Below are 25488 nucleotides of genomic sequence, written 5' to 3' on the forward strand. Positions count from 1 at the left end.
AAAAAAAACGCGCCGGCGGCGCGCTTTAGGTTGATGAGGCCGCGCTTATTGCGGATAAGGCACCCAGTCGCCGCCGTTCAGGCGAATGTAAGGTTTCCCCTGATATTGCATCACGATGGCGTTGTCGTTTTCGGAGATGACCGGGGTCTGCGGCAGCCCCTGGGTCAGCGCCTGCCAGTCGACGCTGGATTCGCTGAAGACCTTGCCGTCCACCAGACGTGAGACCAGCTCCGACAGCGCCAGATAGCTGCTCGGCGTTTTGATCTGCAGCGGGCTGCCCTGATGCGGCGCCTTCATGCCCACCAGTTTGATGCCGACCGGCGTATGGGTGATGTTCGGGCTGGGAATATCGCGCAGGCCGGACATCTGCATCTTGTCGCCCACCAACGCCGCGCCGTGCTCCGGCACGATCACCACCACCACTTTGCGGCCGGATTTTTCCAGCTGATCGAGGAAGGTGTTCAGCTGATCGAACAGCTTCTGCGCGCGCGGCTGATAGTCGGCGCTCTTGTTGGAGCCGACGAAGCGGTTGCCGTCGTGCAGCGGGATGACGTTGAAGAAGGTGGCGGTGCGGGCGTCTCCGGCTTTTTGCTGCTGATCGAGCCAGCGGGTCAGCAATTCCAGATCGTTATAAATCGGCTCACCGTCGAACGACGTCAGCTCGTTGCCGATGCCGGCCTGCGACATTAACGGCGCCTGCATGTCGCCCTGTTCACGCAGCTCTTTCAGGTAGTTGCCGAACACACCGGAGTGATCGAGCATCAGCTGTTGCTTGAAGCCGAGCTTCGCCAGGTTGTCGAACAGGTAACACTGCTGGTTCACCGGCTGGTACAAATCATGATGCGAAAGCTGGCCGCAGCTGGCGCGCAGCAACCGTATCGAGGCCGGGCCGCTGTAGGCGGTGGCCGAGTTGAAGCTGTCGAACATGATGTCCATCTTCGACCACAGCGGATGGTTCTGCAGGTTGACCGCCTCCATATCGGCCCAGGCCAGCGAACAGATGTTGATCACCAGCAGATCGAACGGTTGGGCGTCGGCGGGCAAGGTGGCCGGGAACGCGGTGGCGCGGCCTTTTTCCCGCTCGTAGAACTGGTTCAGGTAGGCCGTCAGGTTGGCGCTGGTCGGCGGCAGGCTGTCTGCCGGCGCAGCGTCCCCCGCCGCCGGCGCTGATGTGGCCGGGGTATTGGCGCCGCCGGCGGCAGCCGTGGAAGTGGCGGGCAGCAGTGAAACCGCCGGCCCGGCGATGTTGACGATATTGAGCCACGCCAGCGCCGCCACGGTGAACACCGTGACGCGCACCCACTGTGCGACGAACAGGTAGGCGATAAACAGCACGAAGGCCGCGCCGATCATCTGCCAGTTGATAAAGCGGTTGATCAGCTCCAGCAGATACTGGGCGCTGAAACCGGCCAGCTGCGAGCCCTGGCTGAGGATGCTGTTGATGCCCGGCAGCCAGGTGTCGTGGTAGAACAGCGCGATGCCGATCGGGATAGCGAGGTAATGGCGCCAGCGATGCAGGCGTTGCGAAGGGATCGGCATCAGCAGAAACGCCATGAACACCAGGTTCGGTAGCGCGTGGAAATTCAGGTAGCCGAACCACAGCAGGGCGAATTTGGCCAGAAAGTAGAGGTTCCAGCCGCCCAGCCCGCGCCAGTAGCGCCACAGAGCGTTATCGGATTGCGTCTTCGAGTTTGGATTCATGGCTGCTTCTTACGTTTAATCTGAGATGAGGAGCCTGTGCGCACCCATAAACCGGCGGATTTCAAATAGCGCGGCGATAACAACAGGTTTTGCCAGTATTGACGCAAATGCGGAAAACGCCGGTGAAAGGCGTAGCCCAGCGGAATGAAGATCAGCGCGCACAGCAGGATCAGTTGCACGATGTCGTTAAGGTTCAGCATGCGGTTCCTCCTGCGGGCCAAGCGGCAGCGTGAAGGCGACCGGCTGCCGCCGTTCCGCGGGCACCTCGGCTGCCGCCACGCGGGGGCGCGGCGCGGCACCGGCGGCGCCGGTGGCCGAAATCTGCCAGCGCCCCTGGGCCATGCGTTTTATTTCCGAAATGATATCGACATCCTGGTGCCACACCACCCGGTTGCTGAAGGCTTCATCCACCGGCAGGCGGAAGATGAACTTCAGCGCGGTATCCAGATCGTTGATGCGGCAGGTGGAAAGGAACAGCACCAGCCGCCCCTGCACCACGGTCATCACGTCGCCGAACCGCCGCAGGTGGCACAGGGTCATCGCCTGTTCGGCGCGCAGGCCGGTGGCCGGGCGCAACGCCACCATCACGCCTTTGCCGTCCTCGGGCAGCAAGGTGTTGGCCATCAGCGAAAGCACCGCCTGGCTGAACGCTTCCGGCCGCATGTAGCCTTTGAGCTGCAGCGGACGCAGCCCGGCCAACAGCGCATCGATGTCGGCGGGCACATGCCGTGAGAAGCGCTGCCCCTGGATGCCCTCGAGCATGGTCAGAAAACGCGACAGCGGCGCGACGTGCGGCACGATCAGGTTGGCGCCGCAGGCCAGCAGCAGCCGTTCGTCGCTGTAGCGCAGGCTGGCGCTCATCTCGCGCACCGCAATTTTCAGGCCGTTGCCGCGGCTGCGGCGCAGGGTGTGGATCTGGTGCGCCAGATGATCGATTTGGTCGCTTTGATACAACGCGAAAATCAACGTCGCCGAGAGTCTCAGCATGCCGTGCTGCGCCAGTTCGTCGTTGCTCTCCAGCAGTTGCCAGTTGGCGGACAGCGGCGGCGCGCCTTCCAGGATGCTGCGCTCGGCCAGATACAGGCTTTCGTCGCTGCGTAAGGCGGTGGGGGAGGGTTGGCTATTTTCATCCTCGCCCTGCCAGCCGCCTTCCGCCGCATACAAGGTCAGCAGCTGGTTGGCGTTGATGCCGTTTTCGGTGCTCCACCAGTTCACCAGGTATTGCGCGCTGTCCTGCTGCCATTGCAGGCTGGACAGGCCGTTCAGGATGCGGTGCTGTGCGCTGAGCTGCCCTTTGAGCTTATTGATGCCGCCGCCGTGGCTAAGGATCAACAGCGTACAGCCCTGCCGCCGCAGCCAGGCGGCGAGGGTGCGCGTCCACTCGCGCAGCTCTTCGGTGGTGAAGGTTTGCCACAGGCTGGCGTGGGCCAGTAGGATAAGTAAGCGATTTTGCGGCCGCAGGGCGCGCATCAGATCGTCGTTCAACTGTGTCAGCGCGGCTTTTTTCTCCGGTAATTGATACAGCGGCAGCTTCTGCAACGCGGGCGCAGCCAGTTCGGCCAGCAGGCGCTCGGGTTTGTCGCCGCTGCAGATCAGGGCGACTTTGTGAGTGGCCGGTTGAGCGGCGATGACCTGGCGACACAGCAGCGCGGCGTCGCTTTGCCTGTCGATATTGATCCAATAAAGCCCGGGGGCCTGCATCACCGACAGCTCTTCCCAAATCTGCCGAATGCCTAGAGAAAAAGAGTGCGCCATAGGATGTGTTCTACTTTCGTTGAAAGCCGACTAAAGGCGTTTATATTTAAAGATAGCCATTTTTACGCTGGCAATAACAAATCTCCGACGCTCTTCAACAATATTTGTTGAGAATCATCTTATTGCCTCTCTCTTTTTGTATCGTTGCTATAGTTAATTAACATAGCCTATTTTCGCCAAGGCGGAAGAATGAATAACGCACCCACCCATTTTCGTGCAGCGGCGCCTGGGGAGAGCCAGGATGACCTGCAGGCGCTCAGCCAGGCTTTTTCATTGCCGAAATTACGCTATGTCGATATTTCGCGGCAGGAGCGGTTAACGCAAATGATGACGCGCTGGCCACTGTTGGCCGAATTGGCGCAGACCACGGGGAGCCACTGATCTATGCCGGTGCTCGCGCTGCAAGGGTTGCGGGGTGGAATGGGGACGACCTCGGTCACGGCGGCGCTCGCCTGGGCGTTGCAGCAGCTGGGCGAGCCGGTGCTGGCGATCGACTTCACGCCGGATAATCTGCTGCGCTTGCATTTCAACACCCCGTTCGAGCTGGCGCGCGGCTGGGCCCGCGCGGAGCGGGATGGCGGCGTTTGGCAGGAAGGCGCGCTGCGTTATTGTGAAAACCTCGACTTTCTGCCTTTTGGCCGCCTGAATGGGGCGGAACGGCTGGAAGTACAACGTCAATGTCAGCAGCAGCCCGAGCGTTGGCGCGACAATCTGCGCCAACTGATCGCCGGCGATCCGCAGCGCTGGATCCTGCTGGATGTCCCGGTCGGGGACGGCGTGCTGGCGCAGCAGGCGCTGCAGCTTGCCGACAGCGTGTTCGTGCTGTTGAACCCCGACGCCAACTGTCAGGTGCGGCTCCATCAACAGACGCTGCCGAATGACTGCCGTTTCCTGGTCAATCACTACTCCTCCGCCAGCCAGCTGCAGCAGGATCTGCATCAGCTGTGGCTGCAAACCCTGAGCGGCCTGCTGCCGGTGGTGATCCACCGCGACGAAGCGTTGGCGGAAGCGCTGGCGGTCAAACAGCCGTTGGGCGAGTATCGCCCCGAGAGCCTGGCGGCGGATGAAGTGCTGACGCTGGCCAACTGGTGCCTGATCAACCTCAAACGGGGCGTTGCCCCATGAGCCGGGTGCTGAGCCTGCTGCTGGTACCGCCGGTGCGTCAGGCGGTGCAGGCGCGCTACCGCGGCTATCGCCGCAACGGCGCGTCGGCGCTGACCGCCTTTTTCGCCACGCTGCTGGTGGCGCTGGGGTGGATGCTGCTGCGCTTCGAGTCACCGGCCTGGCAGCGCGTGCGCGTCGGCCGCGCTTACTGGTTCCCGCATCTGTCCGCCGAACGCCCGCGCCCGGCGGATGCGCTGCGCTATCTGCTGCAGGGCCTGTGGCTGCTGCTGTTTCGCAGCGGTCGCGCGCCGGTGCCGCGCGACTATTTCGCCGGGTGGCGGCGGCTGCAGCAGCGCTACGCCGATTGGCTGCAGAGCCTGCCGCAACGGCTGAAAAACGCCGGCGTGGAACAGCGTTCGGTAGAGCGCCTCGGCCGCATGAACCGCGGCATGCGACGCGCGCTGTTTATTCTGGTCGGCGTGCTGGCGGCGATCCTCGCCATACTGTGCATTTCGCAGCCGTTCGATCTGTCGGCGCAGTTCGTGTTCGTCGTGCTGCTGTGGGGGATCGCGATGGTGGTGCGCCGGGTGCCGGGGCGTTTGCCTGCGCTGATGCTGATCGTGCTGTCGCTGACCGTGTCCTGTCGTTACCTGTGGTGGCGTTATACCGCCACGCTGAACTGGGACGATCCGCTCAGCCTGGTGTGCGGCCTGTTGCTGCTGGTGGCGGAAACCTACGCCTGGGTGGTGCTGGTGCTGGGCTATTTCCAGACCATCTGGCCGCTTAACCGCCAGCCGGTGCCGTTGCCCGAAGACAGCGCCACCTGGCCGACCATCGATCTGATGGTGCCGACCTACAACGAGGACCTCGGGGTGGTGAAGCCCACCCTCTATGCGGCGTTGGGCATCGACTGGCCGAAAGAGAAAGTGAACATCTATATCCTCGACGACGGCAATCGCCCCGAATTCCGGGCGTTCGCCGCCGAAGTGGGGGTGAAATACATCGCCAGGCCGACCCACGAACACGCCAAGGCCGGCAACATCAACAATGCGCTGAAGCAGGCCACCGGCGAGTTCGTGGCGATTTTCGACTGCGATCACGTGCCGACGCGCTCCTTCCTGCAGCTGACCATGGGCTGGTTCTTCAAAGACAAAAAGCTGGCGATGCTGCAGACCCCGCACCACTTCTTCTCGCCGGATCCGTTCGAGCGCAACCTCGGCCGCTTCCGCCAGACGCCCAACGAAGGCACTTTGTTCTACGGGCTGGTGCAGGACGGCAACGACATGTGGGACGCCACCTTCTTCTGCGGCTCTTGCGCCATTCTGCGCCGCAGCGCGCTGGACGAGATCGGCGGCATCGCGGTGGAAACCGTCACCGAAGATGCCCATACCTCGCTGCGTTTGCACCGGCGCGGGCACACCTCGGCCTATATCCGCATTCCGCAGGCCGCCGGGCTGGCGACCGAAAGCCTGTCGGCGCACATCGGCCAGCGCATTCGCTGGGCGCGCGGCATGGTGCAGATCTTCCGGCTCGACAACCCGCTGCTGGGCAAAGGGCTGAAACTGGCGCAGCGTCTGTGCTACGCCAACGCCATGCTGCACTTCCTGTCGGGCATTCCGCGGCTGATCTTCCTCACCGCGCCGTTGGCGTTTTTACTGCTGCATGCCTACATCATCTTCGCGCCGGCGCTGGCGATCGCGCTGTATGTGCTGCCTCACATGATCCACGCCAGCCTGACCAACTCGCGCATCCAGGGGAAATACCGCCATTCGTTCTGGAGCGAGATCTATGAAACGGTGCTGGCCTGGTATATCGCGCGGCCGACGACGGTAGCGCTGTTCAATCCGCACAAGGGCAAATTCAACGTCACCGCCAAAGGCGGCCTGGTGGAAGAGGAGCACGTAGACTGGGTGATCACCCGGCCTTACATGTTCCTGGTCGTGCTGAATCTGGCTGGGCTGGCGTTCGGCGCCTGGCGGCTGGCCTATGGCCCGACGGACGAGGTGATGACGGTGATCATCAGCCTGGTGTGGGTGCTGTACAACATGACCATTCTCGGCGGCGCGGTGGCGGTGGCGGTGGAGGCCAAGCAGGTGCGCCAGGCGCACCGCGTGGAGATCGCCATGCCGGCGGCGATCGCGCGTGCTGATGGCCACCTCTACCCCTGCACGCTGCGCGATTACTCCGATGGCGGCGTGGGCATTGAGATGCGGGTGGAGAATGCGTTGAAAGACGGCGACAAGGTTTCGCTGTTGCTCAAACGTGGCCAGCAGGAATACAGCTTCCCCTGTGTGGTGACGCGCGCCTTCGGCAACAAGGTGGGGGTGCGTCTGGTCAGTCTCTCCACCCGTGAACACATCGATTTCATTCAGTGCACCTTCGCCCGCGCCGATACCTGGGCGCTGTGGCAGGACGGGTTCCCTGAAGACCGGCCGATCGAAAGCCTGCGCGACGTGCTGGCGTTGGGCTTCCGCGGCTATGTGCGCATGGCGGACTACGCGCCGCCGCTGGTGCGCGGCCTGCTGGTCGGGGTCACTTCGCTGACCGCCTGGGTAGTGTCGTTTATTCCGCGCGGCGTCGGCAGGGATCCGACCTTGGGTCAACAAGAAACCGTGGGTTAGCTGCGAGTTCAACCGCCCGCTCACTCGCCCGGTGAACAGGCTCCAACATTGATGATGATACGATGACGAGAAAAATAACCTGGTTAACTGCTCTGGCCTTAGGCATCAGTACCCTGTCGCAGGCCGAAACCGCCACCGCGCCGACCGTGGCGGCCCAGCCGCCGATCGCCGCGGCGGCCGATACGGCGACCGCGCCGCAGGATCCGAATGCGCCGGTGCGCGACGTGTCGCTGCCGTTCGCGCAGATAGCGCCGCCGCCGGGCACCTTTGTTCTGCGCGGCACCCGGCCGGACGGGCAGATCGAATTCGGCGTGCGCAGCGATGAGGTGGTCTCGCAGGCGATGCTCGACCTGGAATTTACGCCGTCGCCGGCGCTGATCCCGGTGGAGTCGCACGTCAAAGTCTATCTGAACGACGAACTGATGGGCGTGACCACCCTCGCCAAAGAGCAGCTGGGCAAGCCCAATCGCATCCAGATGGCGATCGATCCGCGCTATATCACCGATTTTAACCGCGTCCGGCTGGTGTTTGTCGGCCATTATCAGAACATCTGCGAAAACCCGGCCAGCACCTCGCTGTGGCTCGACGTCAGCCAATCCAGCGCGCTGAAGCTGCGCTTCCAGACGCTGCCGGTGAAAAACGAGCTGTCGCACTTCCCTGAGCCGTTCTTCGACAGCCGCGACAATCGGCCGCTGACGCTGCCGATGGTATTCGCCGGCCAGCCTGATCTCGCCCAGCAGCGCGCGGCGGGCATTCTGGCATCCTGGTTCGGCAGCAAGGCGCAGTGGCGCGGGCAATCCTTCCCGACGCTGTACAATGCGCTGCCGGCGCAGCACGCGGTGGTGTTCGCCACCAACTCGCAGCGCCCGGATTTCCTGCGCGATTATCCGGCGGTCAACGGCCCGACGGTGGAGATGATCAGCCACCCCGACAATCCGTACGTCAAACTGCTGTTGATTCAGGGGCGTGACGACAACGATTTGATCACCGCGGTGAAGGGTATCGCGCAGGGTAACATCTTGTTCCGCGGCCAGAACGTGACGGTGGACAAGGTGGAACAGCTCGCGGCGCGCCAGCCTTACGACGCGCCGAACTGGGTGCGCACCGATCGGCCGATGACCTTCGCCGAGCTGCAGCAATATGCCGAACAGCTGCAAACCAGCGGCATCGAACCCGGCCCGATTTCGCTGACCATGAACCTGCCGCCGGATCTGTTCCTGATCCGCAGCACCGGCATCGACATGCACCTGAAATACCGTTATACCGCGCCGCGCATTCAGGACGGTTCGCGGCTGAGCGTCAGCCTGAACAACCAGTTCGTGCAGGCTTACTCGCTGGTGCCGGAACACGAGCAGGGCGCGCAGCTGCTGCGACTGCCGCTGACGCAGGGGCTGCTCGACTCCGACAGGAACGTCAGCATCCCGGCGTTGCGGCTGGGGGCCACCAACCAGCTGCGCTTTGACTTTGACTACACCACGCTGCTGGCCAGCGGCGCGGAAGGGCGCTGCGAAACCTACTCCTTCACGCAAAACCACGCGGTGATCGACGGCGCGTCCACCATCGATTTCTCCGGCTATCGCCACTTTATGGCGATGCCGGATTTGCGCGCCTTCGCCAACGCCGGCTTCCCGTTCAGCCGCCTGGCGGATCTGTCGCAAACGCTGGTGTTGGTGAACCAGAAACCGCAGCCGGCGCAGGTCAGCGCGCTGCTGAACGCGCTCGGCGTGATCGGCGCGCAAACCGGCTACCCGGCGCTGGCCTTTACGCTGAGCGACGACTGGTCGCAGGCCAAGGATCGTGACGACGATATCCTGATGATCGGCACCATTCCGCCGGCGCTGCGCGACGACAAGAAAATCAGCCTGCTGGTGGACGCCACTCAAAGCTGGGTGAAGCAGCCGACGCGCCAACCGCCGTTGCCGAGCGCGGAATTGCTGGCGGAGGACGCCAAGCCGGACAGCAAAACCACCGTCAGCTCCGAGGGCGCAATGTCGGCGATCATCGGCGTGCAATCGCCGTTCAACGATCAGCGCAGCATCGTGGCGCTGCTGGCGGACAGCCCGCGCGGCTATGAGTTGCTGAACAATGCCCTGCTGGACAGCGGCAAGCGCGCCGTGGTGTTCGGCTCGGTGGCGGTGATCCGCGAATCGGGGGTCAACAGCCTGCGCGTCGGCGATGTTTACTATGTCGGCCACCTGCCTTGGTGGGAGCGGCTGTGGTATGCCCTCTCCACCCATCCGGTCCTGCTGGCGGTGCTCGCGGTGGTGCTGGTGGTGATCCTGGGGCTGATGCTGTGGCGCGGCCTGAAGGCCTTCAGCCGGCGGCGTCTGGCGCCTGAAGATCGGGATTGACGGCGGTGAACGCGATGCTGCAACGCCTGTCGCTCGGCATGCTGCTGCTGTGCGCTTTCAGCGCGGCGGCGGCCTGCGAGTGGCCGGGCTGGCAACAGTACAAGCAGTTCTACATCAGCCCGCAGGGGCGGGTGATCGACCCGAGCAGCCCGAACAAAATCACCACCTCTGAGGGCCAGAGTTACGGCCTGTTCTTCGCCCTGGTGGCCAATGACCGGCCGACCTTCGACCAGCTGTTGACCTGGACGGAGAACAATCTGGCGGCGGGCGATCTCAGCGCCCGTTTGCCCGCCTGGCTGTGGGGCGAGAGCGACGATAAGCAGTGGAAGGTGCTGGACGCCAACTCGGCGTCGGACGCCGATCTGTGGATCGCCTACAACCTGCTCGAAGCCGGCCGCCTGTGGAAAAGCCGGCGTTATCAAACCCTGGGGACGCTGCTGCTGCAACGCATCGGCCGCGAGGAAGTGGCCGACATTCCCGGCCTGGGCCTGATGCTGCTACCGGGCAAAGTCGGGTTCGTGGCGGAAGATCGCTGGCGGCTGAATCCCAGCTACCTGCCGCCGCAGCTGTTGGCGCGTTTTGCGGCGCTGAACGGCCCATGGCGCGCGATGCGCGAGGTCAATCAACGGCTGTGGCTGGACACCGCGCCGCACGGTTTCTCACCGGATTGGGTGGTGTGGCGGGTCGGTGCCGGTTGGCAGCCGGACACCGTCAAGCCGAACGTCGGCAGCTACGACGCCATTCGGGTTTATCTGTGGGCCGGCATGCTGGCGGACGACGATGAACACAAGGCGGCACTGCTTGAACGCTTCCAGCCGATGGCGCAGTTCACTGCCAAACAGGGCGTTCCGCCGGAGAAAACCGATACCGCCAGCGGCAAAACCACCGGCGACGGCCCGGTCGGTTTCTCCGCTTCTGTGCTGCCGATGCTGGCGACGCAGGCTGAAGCGCTGGCGGTGCAGCGGCAGCGCATCAGCGAGCACCCGCCGGGTGACGACGCCTATTTCAGCGCTTCGCTGACGCTGTTCGGTCAGGGGTGGGATCAACAACGTTATCGCTTTAATCGTCAGGGTGAATTGCAACCCTCGTGGGACGGCCAATGCACAACTTCAAAATAAACTGGCTGAATTTGATTCCGCTGAGCCTGGCGATGCTGCCGCAGGCGCGCGCTGCGGAGGCCGTGGCCCCGGAACAGTGGCTGCTGGAACAGGTGCGCATTGGCGAGGCCGGCAACAAGGACGATCTGGTGCGCCAGTCGCTGTACCGGCTCGAGCTGATGGATCCGAACAACCCGGACGTGATCGCCGCGCGCATGCGTTTGGCGCTGCGGCAGGGCAACATGGCGCTGGCGCAGCAGCAGCTGGACAAACTGAAAACCCTCGCGCCGCAGTCCAGCGCCTATCGCCAGGCGCAAATGAACATGCTGCTGACCCAGCCGGAAACCCGGCAAAAGCTGCAGCAGGCGCGCCTGATGGCGACCGCCGGCCGGTTGCCGGAAGCCAAGGCGCAGTACGATGCGCTGTTTCACGGCGAGCCGCCGACGCTCGATCTGGCGGTGGAATACTGGCGGCTGGTGGCGCGTTTGCCGGGGCAGGAGGCGAAGGCGTTAAAGCAGCTGCAGGCGCTGGATCAGCAATATTCAGGCAATGTGGCGCTGCGTATGTCGCTGGCGCGTATGCTGTTCAGTCAGAACCAGGACGCGCAGGCCTATGAACTGCTGCAGAAGATCGCCGCCGATCCGGCCGGGCGCGGCGATGCCGCCGATCTGTGGCTGGACAAGGTCAAAGCGATGCCGGTCAGCGCGCAGAGCGTGGCGGCGCTCAACCGCTTCCTCGGCGTGTTCGACACTGGCGATCAGGCGACCAGCGCCCGCGAAGAGCTGGCCAGACAGCAGAAATTGTTGGCCGATCCGACCTATCAGGCGCGGGTGCGCGGCCTGGCGCAGGTGGATAAAGGCGGCAGCCGGGCAGCCATTCCTGAGTTGCAAAAGGCGCTGGCGGCGGCGCCGAACGACGCCGAGGTGCTGGGGGCGCTCGGCCAGGCCTACTCGCGCGCCGGCAACCGCCCGCAGGCGCTGAAGCTGTTTCGCCAGGCGCTGGCGGCCGACAAGAACGGCTACGACAGCGGCAAGTGGCAGAGCCTGATCAAAAGCACCAGCTACTGGCTGGCGATCGACGAGGGCGACAAAGCGCTGAAGGCCGGCAATCTCGCGCTGGCCCGGCAGAAATATCAGCAGGCGCGCCAGCTCGACGACGGCGACGGCGACGCGTTCATCGGCCTGGGCGATGTGGCGGTGGCGAGCAAGGATGACGCCGCGGCGGAAGGGTTTTATCAGCAGGCGTTGCGACGCGATCCCGGCAACGGCAGCGCGCTGCGCGGCCTGGTGAATATCTATCAGCGCCAGTCGCCGGAAAAAGCGCTGGCCTACCTCAACGGCCTGCCGCGCAGCCAACAGGCCAAGCTGCGCAGCACCCTCGACGGACTGCGGCTCGATATGTTGAAGCAGCAGGCGGAGACGCTGGCGGCACAGCAGCAGTGGCAGCAGGCGGCTGAAATCTATCGCCGCGCTCAGCCGATGGATCCCGACGACGTCTGGCTGACCTATCGCTATGCACAGGCGCTGCGTCAGGCCGGGCAGCCGCAGCAGGCAGACGCTCTGTTCCGGCAGCTGGCGCAGCGCCAACATGCCAATCCGCAGCTGACCTACGCCTATGCGCTCTATCTTTCCGGCAGCGATCGCGACAGGCAGGCGCTGGCACAACTCAATACGCTGCCTGCGGCACAGTGGAACGACAACATGCGCGAGCTGGCGCAGCGGCTGAAAATGCAGGCGGTAATCGAGCATGCCGAACGGCTGCGGGCGGCCGGTGACGAACCGGCGGCGGAAGCCTATCTGCGCCGGCAGCCGGCGGACACGCGCATCGATTTGCTGCTGGCCGACTGGGCACTGGCGCGCGGGGAGTATGCGGCGGCGCTGGACGACTATCAGCGGGTGAAACGGCGTGAGCCGAACAACCCGGATGCGCAGCTGGGCGAGATCGAAGCCTATGTGGCGCAGGGGGATCTGGACGCGGCGCGTCAACGGCTTAAAACCGAACCGCAGCCACAAGACGCTTCGCTCAACAGCCAGCGGCGAGTCGCCAACGCCTGGGGGGCGGTCGGCGATACGCAGCAGGCCGAAGCTATCTTCGACCGACTGAAAACGGCGGCGGCTTCGGAGCCCGTCGGACAGACCAAGGCGCTGGTTTACCGTGATGCCGCCCGGCTGGAGCGGGCTCAGCAACAGCCTGAACGGGCGCAGCAGGATTACCGCCAGGCGATGGTGGCCAGCGGCATCACGCCGACGCTGCCGCAGGATAATGACAGCTACACCTATTTGACGCGCAATAATCCGAGCGACGACTGGCTGAAACGCGGCATCCGCTCCGACGCCGCGGATCTGTATCGACAGCAAGACGTGAACGTCACGCTCGATCACGATTACTGGCGCTCGAGCGGCACCGGCGGCATCTCCGACTTCAACGCGCACGATACCATGCTGCAGGTGGACATGCCGCTGTATGACGGGCGCGCCTTCTTGCGCACCGACACCGTGCAGCTGGATGCCGGCCGTTTCTCGACCGACGGCAGCGGCAAATACTACGAAACCTTCGGCACCTGCCACACACAAGGGTGCCGCGGCGATGAACACCAGAAAACCACCGGCACCAGCGTGGCGGCCGGCTGGAAAAACGATCGCTGGGCCGCCGACATCGGCACGACGCCGATGGGCTTTGAGGTGGTCGACTGGACCGGCGGCCTGGCCTACAGCGGCGACTGGAACCACATTGGTTGGACGCTGGCGGCCTCGCGACGGCCGATCTCCAGCTCGCTGCTGGCGTTCGGCGGCGCCAAAGACCCGAATACCGGCATCACCTGGGGCGGCGTGCGCGCTACCGGCGTCAGCCTGAGCGCCAGCTACGATCGCGGCGAGGCGAACGGCGTCTGGGCCGATCTCAGCGCGCACCAGATTACCGGCAAGAACGTGGCGGACAACCAGCGGCAGCGGTTGATGGCCGGTTACTACTACAAGCTGATCAACGAAGACAATCGCCGCCTGAGCGTCGGGCTCAATACCATGCTGTGGCACTACCAGAAGGATTTGAGCGGCTATTCGCTGGGGCAGGGCGGCTATTACAGCCCGCAGCAATATCTGTCGCTGTCGCTACCGGTCAACTACCGCCAGCGCACCGAGAACTGGTCGTGGGAGCTGGGCGGTTCGGTTTCGCTGTCCCATTCGAAGACCGACAGCCAGCGCCGCTATCCGCTGCAGGGGCTGATCCCGGATTCGTTGCCCGATAAGTTCGCCGTCGAGGACGGCAGCTCTTCGAGCGGCGTCGGTTATACCCTGCGGGCGATCGTCGAACGCCGTCTCAGTTCGCACTGGACGCTCGGCGCCGGCATCGATATTCAACAGGCGAAGGACTATACGCCGAGCCACGCGTTGATTTATCTGCGTTATTCCCTGGCCGGCTGGCAAGGGGATCTCGATTTGCCGCCGCAGCCGCTGACGCCATACGCCGACTTCAAGTAGCCGGGAGGGGAAGATTCGGAGTGTCGGACACCGGGGAGTTTTGTTACCCTGTGTCCGGGTCGCGTTTGTCCGCTTTAGGAAAAGACTGAAACCCGCGATTTTCTTGGTTTTGCCTGCGGCATAGCCAGATAAAAACAGCCGATGATCGAGTATACTCAGCCCGGTTCGAGGGGGCGGGTGAGAGTCAGCCCCCTTTTTGTTTCAGCCCGATTTCACGGAGAGCAGGTTTGCGGGTCAGGCGTTCGTTAACGATTAAGCAGATGGCGACAGTGTCCGGCGTGGCGCTGGTCACGATCTGCATTTTTATCGTGATCCAGTTATTCCACTTTGTGCAGCAGCGCAGGGATGACTACGCCCAGCAACTGGAGAATATCGCTCATTCCGTGCGCCAGCCGCTGGCGGAAGCGGTGCTGCGCATGGACGTGCCGGAAGCCAAAAAGGTGCTGAACACGCTGTTGCCGGTCGGCATTCTCAGCCGGGCGGATATCGTGTTGCCGAACGAGTTTCAGGCGCTGCACGCCAATTTCCCGCCGGAGCGGCCGGTGCCGACGCTGATCGCCCGGCTGTTTGAACTGCCTATCCAAATTTCCGTGCCGCTCTATTCGCTGGAGCGGGTGCCCGCCAACCAGCAGCCGCTGGCCTATCTGGTGCTGCAGGCCGATTCGTTCCGCATGTACCAGTTTATCCTCAGCATTTTGTCGACCATGCTGTCGACCTACCTGCTGCTGGCGCTGATCCTGTCGGTGGCCATCACCTGGTGCATGAACCGGCTGATGGTGCATCCGCTGCGCGCGATGGCCAAAGAGCTGGAGAACATCTCGCAGGACGAAGCGCCCTATCACCAGCTGATGCTGCCGGCGCTGCACCAGGACGACGAGCTCGGCCTGCTGGTGCGCAATTACAACCGCAATCAACAGACGCTGGCCAAGGCGCATGCCGATATGAGCCGCCTGAGCACCCGCCACCCGGTGACCGAACTGCCGAATCCTGCATTGCTGAACGCGTTGCTGGAACAACATATCGCCTCCAGTCTGCGCCCTGAGCGTTTTAACCTGCTGGTGATCGGCATCGAGACGCTGCATGAAGCGTCTGGCGTGATGAGCCCGGCGATGCGTGAAGCGCTGCTGCTGGCGCTGGCGAAGAAGCTGCGCGGCTGCATCGACGAAAACGGCGTGCTGGCACAGCTGAGCAATACCGAATTCGCCATTCTGGCCAAGGGCATTGAGCGGCCGTTCCACGCCATGCAGCTGGCGCGGCGCATCATGGCGGAGATCAATGCGCCGTTGACGCTGGAAGGTCTGGCGCTGCGGCCCAACGCCAGCATCGGCATCGCGCACTACCTCAATCAGGGGGAGAGCGCGGAACAGCTGCTGCGCAGCGCCACTTCGGCAATGATGTCCGCGCACCGCGAAGGAAAAAATCAGATCCTGTTCTTCGAACCCAGCCTGACGGAACGCACGCAGAAGCGGCTGACGCAGGAGAGCGAGATCCTGCACGGCATCGAGCAGCGGCATTTCACGCTGTTCCTGCAGCCGCAGATCGACATGCAGTCCAACGAGGTGATCGGCGCCGAAGCGCTGCTGCGTTGGCAGCAGTATGACGGCAGCTATACCCTGCCGGCCGACGTTATCCCGCTCGCGGAAGAGCTGGGCGTGATCGTGCCTCTCGGCAACTGGGTGCTGGAAGAGTCTTGCCGTATCCTGGCGGACTGGCAGCAACGCGGCATTGCGCTGCCGCTGGCGGTTAACGTTTCCGGTATTCAGATGCAGGATGAAGCGTTCGTCCCGCATCTGAAAAACCTGCTGGCGCAGTATCGGATCGATCCGCGCAAGCTGCTGCTGGAGATCACCGAGACGGTACGCATCGACGATCTCGATCGCGCCCTGGCGCTGCTGCGCGAGTTGCACGACCTGGGGCTGTCGATCGCGCTGGACGACTTCGGCATGGGCTACTCCAGCCTGGAGTACCTCAACCGCTTGAAATCCCTGCCGATCGATTTGATTAAGATCGACCGCAGTTTCATTCAGGGGCTGCCGGGCGACGATGCGATGGTGCGCATCGTCAGTTCGATCTCCGAAGTGCTGGCGTTGCCGGTGATGGCCGAAGGCGTGGAAAACGCCGAACAGCGCGACTGGCTGCTGCAGCACGGCATTCGCAGTGGGCAAGGATTCCTGTTCGCTCGGCCGCTGCCGCGCGAAGCGTTCGAAGCCGAGTTTTGCCGCGCGGCGCCGTGAGCGTCGCGATACCTTTCCGGTACTTTTCCTCGTCCGAAAATCGCCATTCTTTATCTACCTCTTTTGCGTTAGTGCAAACAAAGGCTTACGCAATTTTCAGCTTTGCACCCCGACTGACGCGTTTCAGCTCTTAAATTCACATCAACCCCACACGGTGGGTGCAACAAATTATTTCCATGTTGTTAAGTGGGTGTTATTTTCCGCGCAAGCGATGAACAGGCTGGATTTTTAGACTGCTGCCTGGTGCGTGTCTTCCCCCCATAGGATGTTCATATGAAAACAACGATCTTTAAGAGCCTCTATTTTCAGGTGCTGACGGCGATCACGCTGGGTATCCTGCTTGGCCATTTCTACCCTGACCTTGGCGCCGAGATGAAACCTCTGGGCGATGGCTTCGTCAAACTGATCAAGATGATCATCGCGCCGGTGATCTTCTGCACCGTGGTGACCGGCATCGCCGGCATGGAAAGCATGAAGGCGGTGGGGCGCACCGGCGCCATCGCGCTGCTGTATTTTGAAATCGTCAGCACCATTGCGCTGATTATCGGCCTGGTGATCGTCAACCTGGTGCAACCGGGCGCCGGCATGAACGTCGATCCCGGCACGCTGGACGCCAAAGCGGTGGCGATCTACGCCGAGCAGGCGCAGCAGCAGGGCATCATTCCGTTCCTGCTGGATATCATCCCCGGCAGCGTGATCGGCGCGTTCGCCAGCGGCAACATTCTTCAGGTGCTGCTGTTCGCGGTACTGTTCGGCTTCGCCCTGCATCGTCTGGGCGACAAAGGGCAGCTGATCTACAACGTGATCGACAGCTTCTCGCGGGTGATTTTCGGCATCATCAACATGATCATGCGCCTGGCGCCGCTGGGGGCCTTCGGCGCCATGGCGTTTACCATCGGTAAATACGGCGTCGGCACGCTGGTGCAACTCGGCCAGCTGATCGTGTGCTTCTATATCACCTGCATCCTGTTCGTGGTGGTGGTGTTGGGCAGCATCGCCCGCGCCAACGGCTTCAGTATCTTCAAATTCGTCAACTACATCAAAGAAGAGCTGCTGATCGTGCTGGGAACCTCGTCGTCCGAATCCGCGCTGCCGCGCATGCTGGATAAAATGGAGAAGTTGGGCTGCAAGAAATCGGTGGTGGGTCTGGTGATCCCGACCGGATACTCCTTCAACCTGGATGGCACCTCTATCTACCTGACCATGGCTGCGGTGTTTATCGCTCAGGCGACCAACACCCACATGGATATCATGCATCAGATTACCCTGCTGGTGGTGTTGCTGCTCTCCTCCAAAGGGGCGGCGGGCGTGACCGGCAGCGGCTTTATCGTGTTGGCCGCCACCATCTCCGCCGTAGGCCACCTGCCGCTGGCCGGCCTGGCGCTGATCCTCGGCATCGACCGCTTTATGTCGGAAGCCCGCGCGCTGACCAACCTGGTGGGCAATGGCGTGGCGACCGTGGTCGTGGCCAAATGGTGTAATCAGCTGGATGAGAAACAGCTGAAAGACACCCTGAACAACAAAAACACCGGCGCGGACAAAACGCTGCCTTCCGCCTGATTTCGGCTGTAAATCACCGGCCGCAGCCGCGGCCGGTGAGCATCTTCCCCTGCCTCGTAACGATTTTTTGCATTAAAAACCCCGCAATCTATTATTTTTCACTCTAATGAGTGACATCCGCAAAGGCGCGCGGTCTAACACGATGGTACACTTTCTGCTTTCCGCCCCACTGTGAAACTCAGGGCGTATTTTTATGATTCCATTGAATGGAATACACGCATTTGCATAAGAAATTGGATAGTCATTAAGCAGGGGTTCACATGCAGGGCACCAGAATTCATCTTATAGTTGGTGGGCTGCTACTGGCGGCAGCCAGTAGCAGCGTGCAGGCTGAAGCACTACAACCCGATCCTGCCTGGCAGCAGGGGGCGCTGGCCAACGGGTTTTCATGGCAGATTCTCGATACGCCGCAGCGGCCAAGCGACCGCGTGGAACTGCGGCTGATCGTCAATACCGGCTCTCTGGTGGAGTCTTCGCAGCAGACCGGTTTCGCCCATCTGCTGCCGCGGCTGGCGTTGGCGCGCAGCGAAAGCTTTACCGCGCCGCAGCTGCGCGCCCTGTGGCAACAGAGCGTGGATAACGAGCGGCCGCTGCCGCCGGCGATCATCTCGTATGATTTCACCATGTATAACCTCAGCCTGCCGAACAACCGGCCCGACCTGCTGAAAGAAGCGCTGGCCTGGCTGGCGGACACCACCGGCAAACTGGCGATCGACGAGCATACGGTGCACGCGGTGATGAATTCCAGCATCAATCCGGTCGGCACTTTCCCGCCCAATACCCAAGATGCCTGGTGGCGTTACCGCCTGAAAGGCTCGACGCTGCTGGCGCACGATCCGGCGCAGCCGGCGAAACGGCCGGTCAATCTCGAGCAACTGAAGAAATTCTATCAACAGTGGTATACCCCGGACGCCATGACGCTGTTCGTGGTCGGCAAGGTCGACAGCCGCAGCCTGGGCGAGCAGATCAACAAGGCGTTCTCGCCGCTGCAGGGCAAACGTGAAACCCCGGCCCCGATGCCGACCCTGACGCCGCTGCCGCAGCAGCCGGTGAGCCTGATCAGCGAGCAGGTGAAGCAGGATACGCTGTCGATCATGTGGGATTCGCCGTGGCACCCGATTCGCGATTCGCAGAGCCTGCTCCGTTACTGGCGTGGCGATCTCGCCCGCGAGGCGCTGTTCTGGCATCTTCAGCAGACGCTGGAAAAAAGCGACCAGAAGAGCCTGCATCTGGGCTTTGACTGCCGCGTGCAGTACCAGCGTGGGCAGTGCGCCATCCATCTGGATACGCCGAACAACAATCTGAACGGCAGCCTGGGCTTTATCGCCCGCGAGCTGGCCAACGTGCGTGATAACGGTCTGTCGAAAGAGGAATTCGATGCGCTGCTGGCGCAGAAAAACGATCAGCTGAGCAAGCTGTTCGCCACCTACGCCCGCACCGACACCGATGTGCTGATGAGCCAGCGCCTGCGTTCGCAGCAGAGCGGGGTGGTGGATATCGCGCCGGAGCTGTATCAGAAATTGCGCCAGGAATTCCTGGCCAGCCTGACGCTGGAGACGCTGAATCAGGCGCTGAAGCTGCAGCTGTCTCAGGAGGCGACCCTGGTGCTGATGCAGCCGAAGGGCGAGCCGGAAATGAGCATGAAGCAGCTGCAGGAAACCTATGACGGCATCATGATGCCGGCGCCGGCGGTGGTGACGGAAGAAGCCAAACCGGCCGACACCGCGGTGGCTGCGCCGGCGACGGACGCCGGCGCGCAGTAATTCGCAGCAGGGGGCGCAGGCCCCCTAGTTGCGGTACAGCACCTTGATGATGTGGTAACCGAACTGGGTTTTGACCGGGCCGTAAGGTTTGAGCAGCGGTATGCTGAACACCGCTTTATCGAACGCCGGCACCATCGCGCCCTTGTTGAATTCGCCCAGCGAGCCGCCGTTGCGTTTTGACGGGCAGCTCGAATATTTGCGTGCCAGCGTGTCGAAGCTGACGCCGCGCTTCAGCTTGGCCAGCAGCTCGTTGGCCAGCTTTTCATTGTCTACCAGAATGTGCAGGGCGCACGCCGTTTTTGCCATGGTATTGCCTTTGTCGATGCGAAAATTGCGCTGATTATACCCGCTAAATCTCATCGGCGCTTTCTGCTACAATTCCCTTCCACGTTTTACAGTTGAGCAAGCCAGCACCATGCGATTAAACCCCAGCCAACAACAAGCCGTCGAATTCGTTACCGGGCCCTGCCTGGTGTTGGCCGGCGCCGGTTCCGGCAAGACGCGCGTTATCACCAACAAGATAGCCCACCTGATCCACCACTGCGGCTATCAGGCGCGGCACATCGCCGCCGTGACCTTTACCAACAAGGCCGCACGCGAGATGAAAGAGCGCGTGTCGCAAACCCTGGGGCGCAAAGAGGCGCGCGGGCTGATGATTTCGACCTTCCATACCCTGGGGCTGGAGATCATCAAGCGGGAATACGTGGCGTTGGGGATGAAGTCCAACTTCTCGCTGTTCGACGATCAGGATCAGCTGGCGCTACTGAAAGAGCTGACCGAAAAGTGGCTGGAAAGCGACAAAACGCTGGTGGCGCAGCTGATTTCGACCATCTCCAACTGGAAAAACGACCTGATCGATCCCCAGCGGGCGGCAGAGTTGGCGCGCTCGGAACGCGACAAGCTGTTCGCCCACTGCTACGGTCTTTACCACGCCCATATGCGGGCGTGCAATGTGCTGGACTTCGATGACCTGATCCTGCTGCCGACGCTGCTGTTGCAACGCAACGAAGAGGTGCGCGAACGCTGGCAGCAGCGCATCCGCTATCTGCTGGTGGATGAGTATCAGGATACCAACACCAGCCAATACGAGCTGGTGAAGCTGCTGGTGGGCAACCGCGCGCGCTTTACCGTGGTGGGCGACGACGACCAGTCGATCTACTCCTGGCGCGGCGCGCGGCCGCAGAACCTGGTGCTGCTGAAGGAAGATTTCCCGGCGCTGCAGGTGATCAAGCTGGAGCAAAACTACCGTTCCAGCGAGCGCATTTTGAAGGCGGCCAACATTCTGATCGCCAATAACCCACACGTGTTTGAAAAGCGGCTGTTTTCTGAGCTGGGGTATGGCGAAGAGCTGAAGGTAGTGACCGCCAACAATGAGGATCACGAAGCCGAGCGGGTGGTAGGGGAGCTTATCGCCCACCACTTCGTGAAAAAGACCAATTACGGCGACTATGCGATCCTGTACCGCGGCAATCACCAGTCGCGGGTGTTTGAAAAGATGCTGATGCAGAACCGTATCCCGTACAAGATTTCCGGCGGCACCTCGTTCTTCTCGCGCCCCGAGATCAAGGATCTGCTGGCTTACCTGCGCGTGCTGACCAACCCGGAAGACGACAGCGCCTTTCTGCGCATCGTCAATACCCCCAAGCGCGAGATCGGCCCGGCAACGCTGCAGAAGCTTGGCGAGTGGGCCAACCAGCGCAACAAAAGTTTGTTCCATGCCAGCTTCGATCTGGGGCTGAGCCAGCACTTGACCGGACGCGGGCTGGAATCGCTGCAGCGCTTCACCCATTGGCTGGGCGGCATCGCCCAGCAGGCGGAACGTGAGCCGGTGGCGGCGGTGCGCGATCTGATCCGCGGCGTGGATTATGAGAGCTGGCTGTTTGAAACCTCGACCAGCCCGAAGGCCGCCGAAATGCGGATGAAAAACGTCAACACGCTGTTCGGTTGGATGACGGAAATGCTGGAAGGCAACGATCTGGACGAGCCGATGACGCTGACCCAGGTCGTGACGCGCTTCACCCTGCGTGACATGATGGAACGCGGTGAAAGTGAAGAGGAGCTGGATCAGGTGCAGCTAATGACGCTGCACGCCTCAAAGGGACTGGAGTTCCCTTACGTGTTCCTGGTGGGCATGGAAGAGGGGCTGCTGCCGCACCAGAGCAGCATCGACGAAGACAATGTCGATGAAGAGCGGCGTCTGGCCTATGTAGGGATCACCCGCGCGCAAAAAGAGCTGATCTTCACCCTGTGCCGCGAGCGCCGTCAGTACGGCGAGCTGGTGCGGCCGGAGCCGAGCCGGTTCCTGCTGGAGCTGCCGCAGGACGATTTGGCGTGGGAAACCGAACGCAAAGTGGTGAGCCCGCAGGAACGGATGCAGAAGGGGCAGAGCCATCTGGCCAATATCCGCGCCCAGCTGGCCAAGGCCAAAGGCGGGAATTAAAAAGAAAGGGCGCGGTTCGCGCCCTGGTCATGTCAACGTTGTTCTTCCAACCGCAGCGTCCAGTGGACGTAGCTCTGCCAGTGGCTTTCCTGCTCCAGCGCCTCGGCGCGCAGCGGATGCTGTTCCAGCCAACCCGGCGGCAAGATCACCGTCAGTTCATCGTCCTGATTGGCGCGTAACCGCACCGCCGGCAGCGTGTCGTCGCGGCGGCGGCTGGCGAAGATGATCGCCAGGCGCAAAATGCGGCACAGGCGCTGCGCAGTGCGCGGCGGCAGGGCGTTTTGCTGGTTCAACAGCGACAGGTCGAGGGTGTTGCTCTGATTTTGCAGCAGGGTGGCCAGCAGTTTTTTCTGCGCCGGGGTAAAGCCGGGTAAGTCCAGGTGGCGGATCAGGTAGGCGGCGTGTTGCGGCGCCTGCTTGAAATCGACGCTGAGGCCGAGTTCGTGGATCAGGCTGGCGCTGTGCAACAGCTCGCGACATCGCGCATCCAGCTGCCACTCGTTGGCGACCTGCTGGGAGAAGTTGGCGGCGAGCTGGCTGACGCGTTCGGCCTGCTCGGTGTCGATCAGGTAGCGGCGCTGCAGGTTGCGGATGGTGCGGATGCGAATATCCTGCTCCACCGGCAGATGCAGCATGCCGTAAACCAGACCTTCACGCAGCGCCCCGCCGGCCAGCATCATGCTCTCGATGCCCAGCTCCTGGAAGATGGCCAACAGGATGGACAGGCCGCTCGGGAACACCAGCGCACGCTCCAGCGTCAACCCTTCGATCTCCAGCTCCTCCAGCTTGCCGCACTGAATGGCGCGCTGTTTCAGCTGGCGCAGTTTGGGCAGGGTGATGCGCTCATCCATGCCCTGCGCCACCATGATCTCCTGCAGCGCTTGCACGGTGCCGGAAGCGCCGACGCAGATCTGCCAACCTTGCTGGCGCAATTGCGGTGCGATCGGCCGCACCATTTCGCGCGCGGCCTGTTCGGCGCGCTCGAAGTTTTCTTGCCCAAGGTTGCGATCGCTGAAGTAGCGTTCCAGCCAGGTGACGCAGCCCATCGACAGGCTATACAGCTGCGTTGCCTGTGCGCCGCTGCCGGTGACCAGTTCGGTGCTGCCGCCGCCGATGTCGACGACCAGCCGACGATCCGGCCCGCCGGTGGTGTGCGCGACGCCGTGATAGATCAGCCGTGCCTCTTCTTCGCCGCTGATCACCTGTACCGGGCAGCTGAGGATTTGCTCGGCTGCCTGCAGGAACTCATCGGCGTTGGACGCCAGACGCAGCGTGGCGGTGGCAACGACGCGGATCTGCTCGCGCGGGATGTCCTGCAGGCGTTCGGAGAACAGCCGCAGGCACTGCCAGCCGCGTTGCATGGCCTCATGCGACAGGTGATTGTTCTGATCCAGCCCGGCCGCCAGGCGCACTTTGCGCTTGATCCGCGCCAGAGTCTGAATGCTGCCGGCCACCTCGCGCACTACCAACATGTGGAAGCTGTTGGAGCCGAGATCGATGGCAGCATAAAGCGTGCTGGAGCTGAGCATGGCGATCAGCTCGAACGTTTACGGTTGTTGCGCGGCGCGCCGCCGCGACGAGGCGCGGAGTTGCGACGTGGGCCGTTGCCGCCGCGCGGGCGCGACAGGCGCTTCGGCGCCGGCAAATCGGTCAGCAGCGCATCGCTGTTGTACTTGCTCACCGGAATGCTGTGGTCGATATAGGTCTCGATCGCCGGCAGGTTGAGCGCATACTCTTCACACGCCAGGCTGATGGAGTGGCCGCTGGCGCCTGCGCGGCCGGTACGGCCGATGCGGTGCACGTAGTCTTCGCAGTCGTCAGGCAGATCGTAGTTGAAGACGTGCGTGACGGAAGGGATGTGCAGACCGCGCGCGGCGACGTCGGTGGCGACCAGAATATCGAGATTGCCTTTGGTGAAGTCGTCGAGGATGCGCAGGCGTTTTTTCTGCGCCACGTCACCGGTCAGCAGGCCCACGCGGTGACCGTCGGCGGCCAGATGGCCCCAGATGTCTTCGCAGCGGTGCTTGGTGTTGGCAAAGATGATGGCGCGATCCGGCCACTCTTCTTCGATCAGCGTCTGCAGCAGACGCATTTTTTCTTCGTTGGACGGGTAGAACAGCTCTTCTTTAATGCGGTGGCCGGTTTTCTGTTCCGGTTCCACTTCAACATATTCGGCGTTGTTCATCTGCTCGAAGGCCAGTTCGCGTACGCGATAGGACAGGGTAGCGGAGAACAGCATGTTCAGGCGTTGATCGGCCGCAGGCATGCGGCGGAACAGCCAACGGATGTCTTTGATAAAGCCAAGATCGTACATGCGATCGGCTTCATCCAGCACGACGACCTGCATCGCGCCGAGATCGACATAGTTCTGTTTGGTGTAATCGATTAAACGGCCGGTGGTGCCAATCAGAATGTCCACGCCGCTTTCCAGCACTTTCAGCTGTTTGTCGTAGCCGTCGCCGCCGTAGGCCAGGCCCAGTTTCAGGCCGGTGCTCTGGGAGAGCGCTTCCGCATCGGAGTGGATTTGCACCGCCAGTTCACGCGTAGGCGCCATGATCAAGGCGCGCGGCTGATTGGTCTGGCGATCCTGTTTCGCCGGGTGAGTCAGCAAATAGTGAAAAGTAGACGCCAAAAACGCCAGCGTCTTTCCGGTACCGGTTTGCGCCTGACCTGCAACGTCACGCCCGGAGAGCGTGAGCGGCAATGCTAACGCCTGGATGGGCGTGCAATTGTGAAACCCTTTTTTCTCAAGGGCTTCAAGGACTAACGGGTGCAGGGCGAAGTCGGAAAACTTCTGTTCGGTCAAGTGTGTTTTGCTCATAGTGTGGTAGAATATCAGCTAACTATTGCTTTACGAAAGCACATCCGTTGAAATAAACGCGGTGCAATAAAATCACCTTGAGTTGGTTAATGCTACACCAACAAGGTAGACATAATCCTGTGGAGTAGAACATGAGCGATAAAATTATTCACCTGACTGACAGCAGCTTCGAAGCTGACGTGCTGAAAGCGGAAGGGCCGATCCTGGTCGATTTCTGGGCTGAATGGTGTGGGCCGTGCAAGATGATTGCTCCGATTCTGGATGAGATTGCCGAAGAGTTCGAAGGCAAACTGACCATCACCAAGCTGAATATCGATCAGAACCCGGCTACCGCGCCTAAGTACGGTATCCGTGGCATCCCTACGCTGTTGCTGTTCAAGAACGGCGAAGTGGCCGCGACCAAGGTTGGCGCGTTGTCCAAAGGTCAGCTCAAAGATTTCCTGAACGCGAATCTGTAATCGGGCGGGAAGCCCAGTATCAGGCGCCTGGCGGTGATGTTCAATTCACCGCTAGACGCCTGCCAAGAAGCGTGTTAAGTTTAACCACACTGCATATAGAACTTGCC

The 25488-nt window shown here is 62.0% G+C and carries 17 protein-coding genes; 11 read left to right on the forward strand and 6 right to left on the reverse strand.

Going from position 1 to position 25488, the window contains the following annotated elements; translation table 11 throughout:
- Nucleotides 1-45 precede the first annotated feature (45 nt).
- From bcsG to bcsE, 3 genes are read right to left on the reverse strand one after another with little or no spacing between them, the layout of a single operon-like run.
- Nucleotides 46-1701, reverse strand: coding sequence for a cellulose biosynthesis protein BcsG (gene bcsG / locus L085_RS05155; RefSeq protein WP_044030236.1), 1656 nt, complete (start codon nt 1699-1701; stop codon nt 46-48).
- Nucleotides 1698-1901: a cellulose biosynthesis protein BcsF gene (gene bcsF / locus L085_RS05160; RefSeq protein WP_004934139.1), complete on the reverse strand. Its 204-nt coding sequence runs from the start codon at nt 1899-1901 to the stop codon at nt 1698-1700. Before bcsF ends, bcsG begins: the two co-directional genes overlap by 4 nt.
- Nucleotides 1888-3456, reverse strand: a complete 1569-nt coding sequence (gene bcsE / locus L085_RS05165; protein ID WP_044030238.1) for a cellulose biosynthesis protein BcsE — start codon at nt 3454-3456, stop codon at nt 1888-1890. Before bcsE ends, bcsF begins: the two co-directional genes overlap by 14 nt.
- Nucleotides 3457-3645: 189 nt before the next feature.
- On the opposite strand from bcsE, the gene bcsR reads away from it, so the two are divergent.
- From bcsR to L085_RS05210, 9 genes are all read left to right on the forward strand, one after another.
- Nucleotides 3646-3837, forward strand: coding sequence for a cellulose biosynthesis protein BcsR (bcsR, locus tag L085_RS05170; RefSeq protein ID WP_004934148.1), 192 nt, complete (start codon nt 3646-3648; stop codon nt 3835-3837).
- 3 nt (nt 3838-3840) lie between these two features.
- A complete protein-coding gene (gene bcsQ, locus L085_RS05175) occupies nt 3841-4581 on the forward strand; it encodes a cellulose biosynthesis protein BcsQ (RefSeq protein ID WP_044030239.1) in 741 nt (246 codons plus the stop codon).
- Complete coding sequence (gene bcsA, locus L085_RS05180; RefSeq protein ID WP_044030241.1) at nt 4578-7181, forward strand: UDP-forming cellulose synthase catalytic subunit; 2604 nt, start codon at nt 4578-4580, stop codon at nt 7179-7181. The genes bcsQ and bcsA overlap by 4 nt, the downstream gene beginning before the upstream one ends.
- A 62-nt stretch (nt 7182-7243) precedes the next feature.
- Nucleotides 7244-9532, forward strand: a complete 2289-nt coding sequence (bcsB, locus tag L085_RS05185; RefSeq protein WP_044030242.1) for a cellulose biosynthesis cyclic di-GMP-binding regulatory protein BcsB — start codon at nt 7244-7246, stop codon at nt 9530-9532.
- 5 nt (nt 9533-9537) lie between these two features.
- Nucleotides 9538-10650, forward strand: coding sequence for a cellulose synthase complex periplasmic endoglucanase BcsZ (gene bcsZ / locus L085_RS05190; RefSeq protein ID WP_080062489.1), 1113 nt, complete (start codon nt 9538-9540; stop codon nt 10648-10650).
- A complete protein-coding gene (bcsC, locus tag L085_RS05195; RefSeq protein WP_044030244.1) occupies nt 10632-14105 on the forward strand; it encodes a cellulose synthase complex outer membrane protein BcsC in 3474 nt (1157 codons plus the stop codon). Before bcsZ ends, bcsC begins: the two co-directional genes overlap by 19 nt.
- Nucleotides 14106-14332: 227 nt before the next feature.
- Nucleotides 14333-16339 carry a biofilm formation regulator HmsP gene (gene hmsP, locus L085_RS05200; protein ID WP_015376245.1) on the forward strand — a complete coding sequence of 669 codons (2007 nt, stop codon included), beginning with the start codon at nt 14333-14335 and terminating at the stop codon, nt 16337-16339.
- Nucleotides 16340-16612: 273 nt separating this feature from the next.
- On the forward strand, nt 16613-17899 hold the full coding sequence (locus L085_RS05205; RefSeq protein WP_015376246.1) for a dicarboxylate/amino acid:cation symporter: 1287 nt from the start codon (nt 16613-16615) through the stop codon (nt 17897-17899).
- A 260-nt stretch (nt 17900-18159) separates the two neighbouring features.
- Nucleotides 18160-19662, forward strand: coding sequence for a pitrilysin family protein (locus L085_RS05210; RefSeq protein ID WP_031300297.1), 1503 nt, complete (start codon nt 18160-18162; stop codon nt 19660-19662).
- A 24-nt stretch (nt 19663-19686) separates the two neighbouring features.
- On the opposite strand, the gene ppiC is transcribed toward L085_RS05210, so the two are convergent.
- Nucleotides 19687-19968 (reverse strand): peptidylprolyl isomerase PpiC, encoded by a 282-nt coding sequence (ppiC, locus tag L085_RS05215; RefSeq protein WP_004934175.1) that lies wholly within the window; start codon nt 19966-19968, stop codon nt 19687-19689.
- Between the two features lie 109 nt (nt 19969-20077).
- On the opposite strand from ppiC, the gene rep reads away from it, so the two are divergent.
- Nucleotides 20078-22102, forward strand: a complete 2025-nt coding sequence (gene rep, locus L085_RS05220; RefSeq protein WP_004934177.1) for a DNA helicase Rep — start codon at nt 20078-20080, stop codon at nt 22100-22102.
- Between the two features lie 32 nt (nt 22103-22134).
- On the opposite strand, the gene ppx is transcribed toward rep, so the two are convergent.
- Together ppx and rhlB are read right to left on the reverse strand one after the other, a co-directional pair.
- Nucleotides 22135-23631, reverse strand: coding sequence for an exopolyphosphatase (ppx, locus tag L085_RS05225; RefSeq protein WP_044030246.1), 1497 nt, complete (start codon nt 23629-23631; stop codon nt 22135-22137).
- A 5-nt stretch (nt 23632-23636) separates the two neighbouring features.
- Nucleotides 23637-24923 (reverse strand): ATP-dependent RNA helicase RhlB, encoded by a 1287-nt coding sequence (gene rhlB, locus L085_RS05230; protein ID WP_015376249.1) that lies wholly within the window; start codon nt 24921-24923, stop codon nt 23637-23639.
- Between the two features lie 131 nt (nt 24924-25054).
- Between rhlB and trxA the strand changes: the two genes are divergently transcribed.
- A complete protein-coding gene (trxA, locus tag L085_RS05235) occupies nt 25055-25381 on the forward strand; it encodes a thioredoxin TrxA (RefSeq protein WP_004934187.1) in 327 nt (108 codons plus the stop codon).
- Nucleotides 25382-25488: the final 107 nt, after the last annotated feature.

It is taken from the genome of Serratia sp. FS14 (assembly GCF_000695995.1).
GTDB classification, from domain to species: Bacteria; Pseudomonadota; Gammaproteobacteria; order Enterobacterales; family Enterobacteriaceae; genus Serratia; species Serratia nematodiphila.

Excerpts from the sequence above, each read along its gene's own strand:
- bcsR (WP_004934148.1), top strand. The coding sequence starts at position 3,646 with ATGAATAACGCACCCACCCATTTTCGTGCAGCGGCGCCTGGGGAGAGC.
- bcsE (WP_044030238.1), bottom strand. The coding sequence starts at position 3,456 with ATGGCGCACTCTTTTTCTCTAGGCATTCGGCAGATTTGGGAAGAGCTG.
- rep (WP_004934177.1), top strand. The coding sequence starts at position 20,078 with ATGCGATTAAACCCCAGCCAACAACAAGCCGTCGAATTCGTTACCGGG.
- bcsC (WP_044030244.1), top strand. The coding sequence starts at position 10,632 with ATGCACAACTTCAAAATAAACTGGCTGAATTTGATTCCGCTGAGCCTG.
- ppx (WP_044030246.1), bottom strand. The coding sequence starts at position 23,631 with ATGCTCAGCTCCAGCACGCTTTATGCTGCCATCGATCTCGGCTCCAAC.
- bcsB (WP_044030242.1), top strand. The coding sequence starts at position 7,244 with ATGACGAGAAAAATAACCTGGTTAACTGCTCTGGCCTTAGGCATCAGT.
- bcsG (WP_044030236.1), bottom strand. The coding sequence starts at position 1,701 with ATGAATCCAAACTCGAAGACGCAATCCGATAACGCTCTGTGGCGCTAC.
- L085_RS05205 (WP_015376246.1), top strand. The coding sequence starts at position 16,613 with ATGAAAACAACGATCTTTAAGAGCCTCTATTTTCAGGTGCTGACGGCG.
- bcsF (WP_004934139.1), bottom strand. The coding sequence starts at position 1,901 with ATGCTGAACCTTAACGACATCGTGCAACTGATCCTGCTGTGCGCGCTG.
- rhlB (WP_015376249.1), bottom strand. The coding sequence starts at position 24,923 with ATGAGCAAAACACACTTGACCGAACAGAAGTTTTCCGACTTCGCCCTG.
- bcsA (WP_044030241.1), top strand. The coding sequence starts at position 4,578 with ATGAGCCGGGTGCTGAGCCTGCTGCTGGTACCGCCGGTGCGTCAGGCG.
- L085_RS05210 (WP_031300297.1), top strand. The coding sequence starts at position 18,160 with ATGCAGGGCACCAGAATTCATCTTATAGTTGGTGGGCTGCTACTGGCG.
- ppiC (WP_004934175.1), bottom strand. The coding sequence starts at position 19,968 with ATGGCAAAAACGGCGTGCGCCCTGCACATTCTGGTAGACAATGAAAAG.
- bcsQ (WP_044030239.1), top strand. The coding sequence starts at position 3,841 with ATGCCGGTGCTCGCGCTGCAAGGGTTGCGGGGTGGAATGGGGACGACC.
- trxA (WP_004934187.1), top strand. The coding sequence starts at position 25,055 with ATGAGCGATAAAATTATTCACCTGACTGACAGCAGCTTCGAAGCTGAC.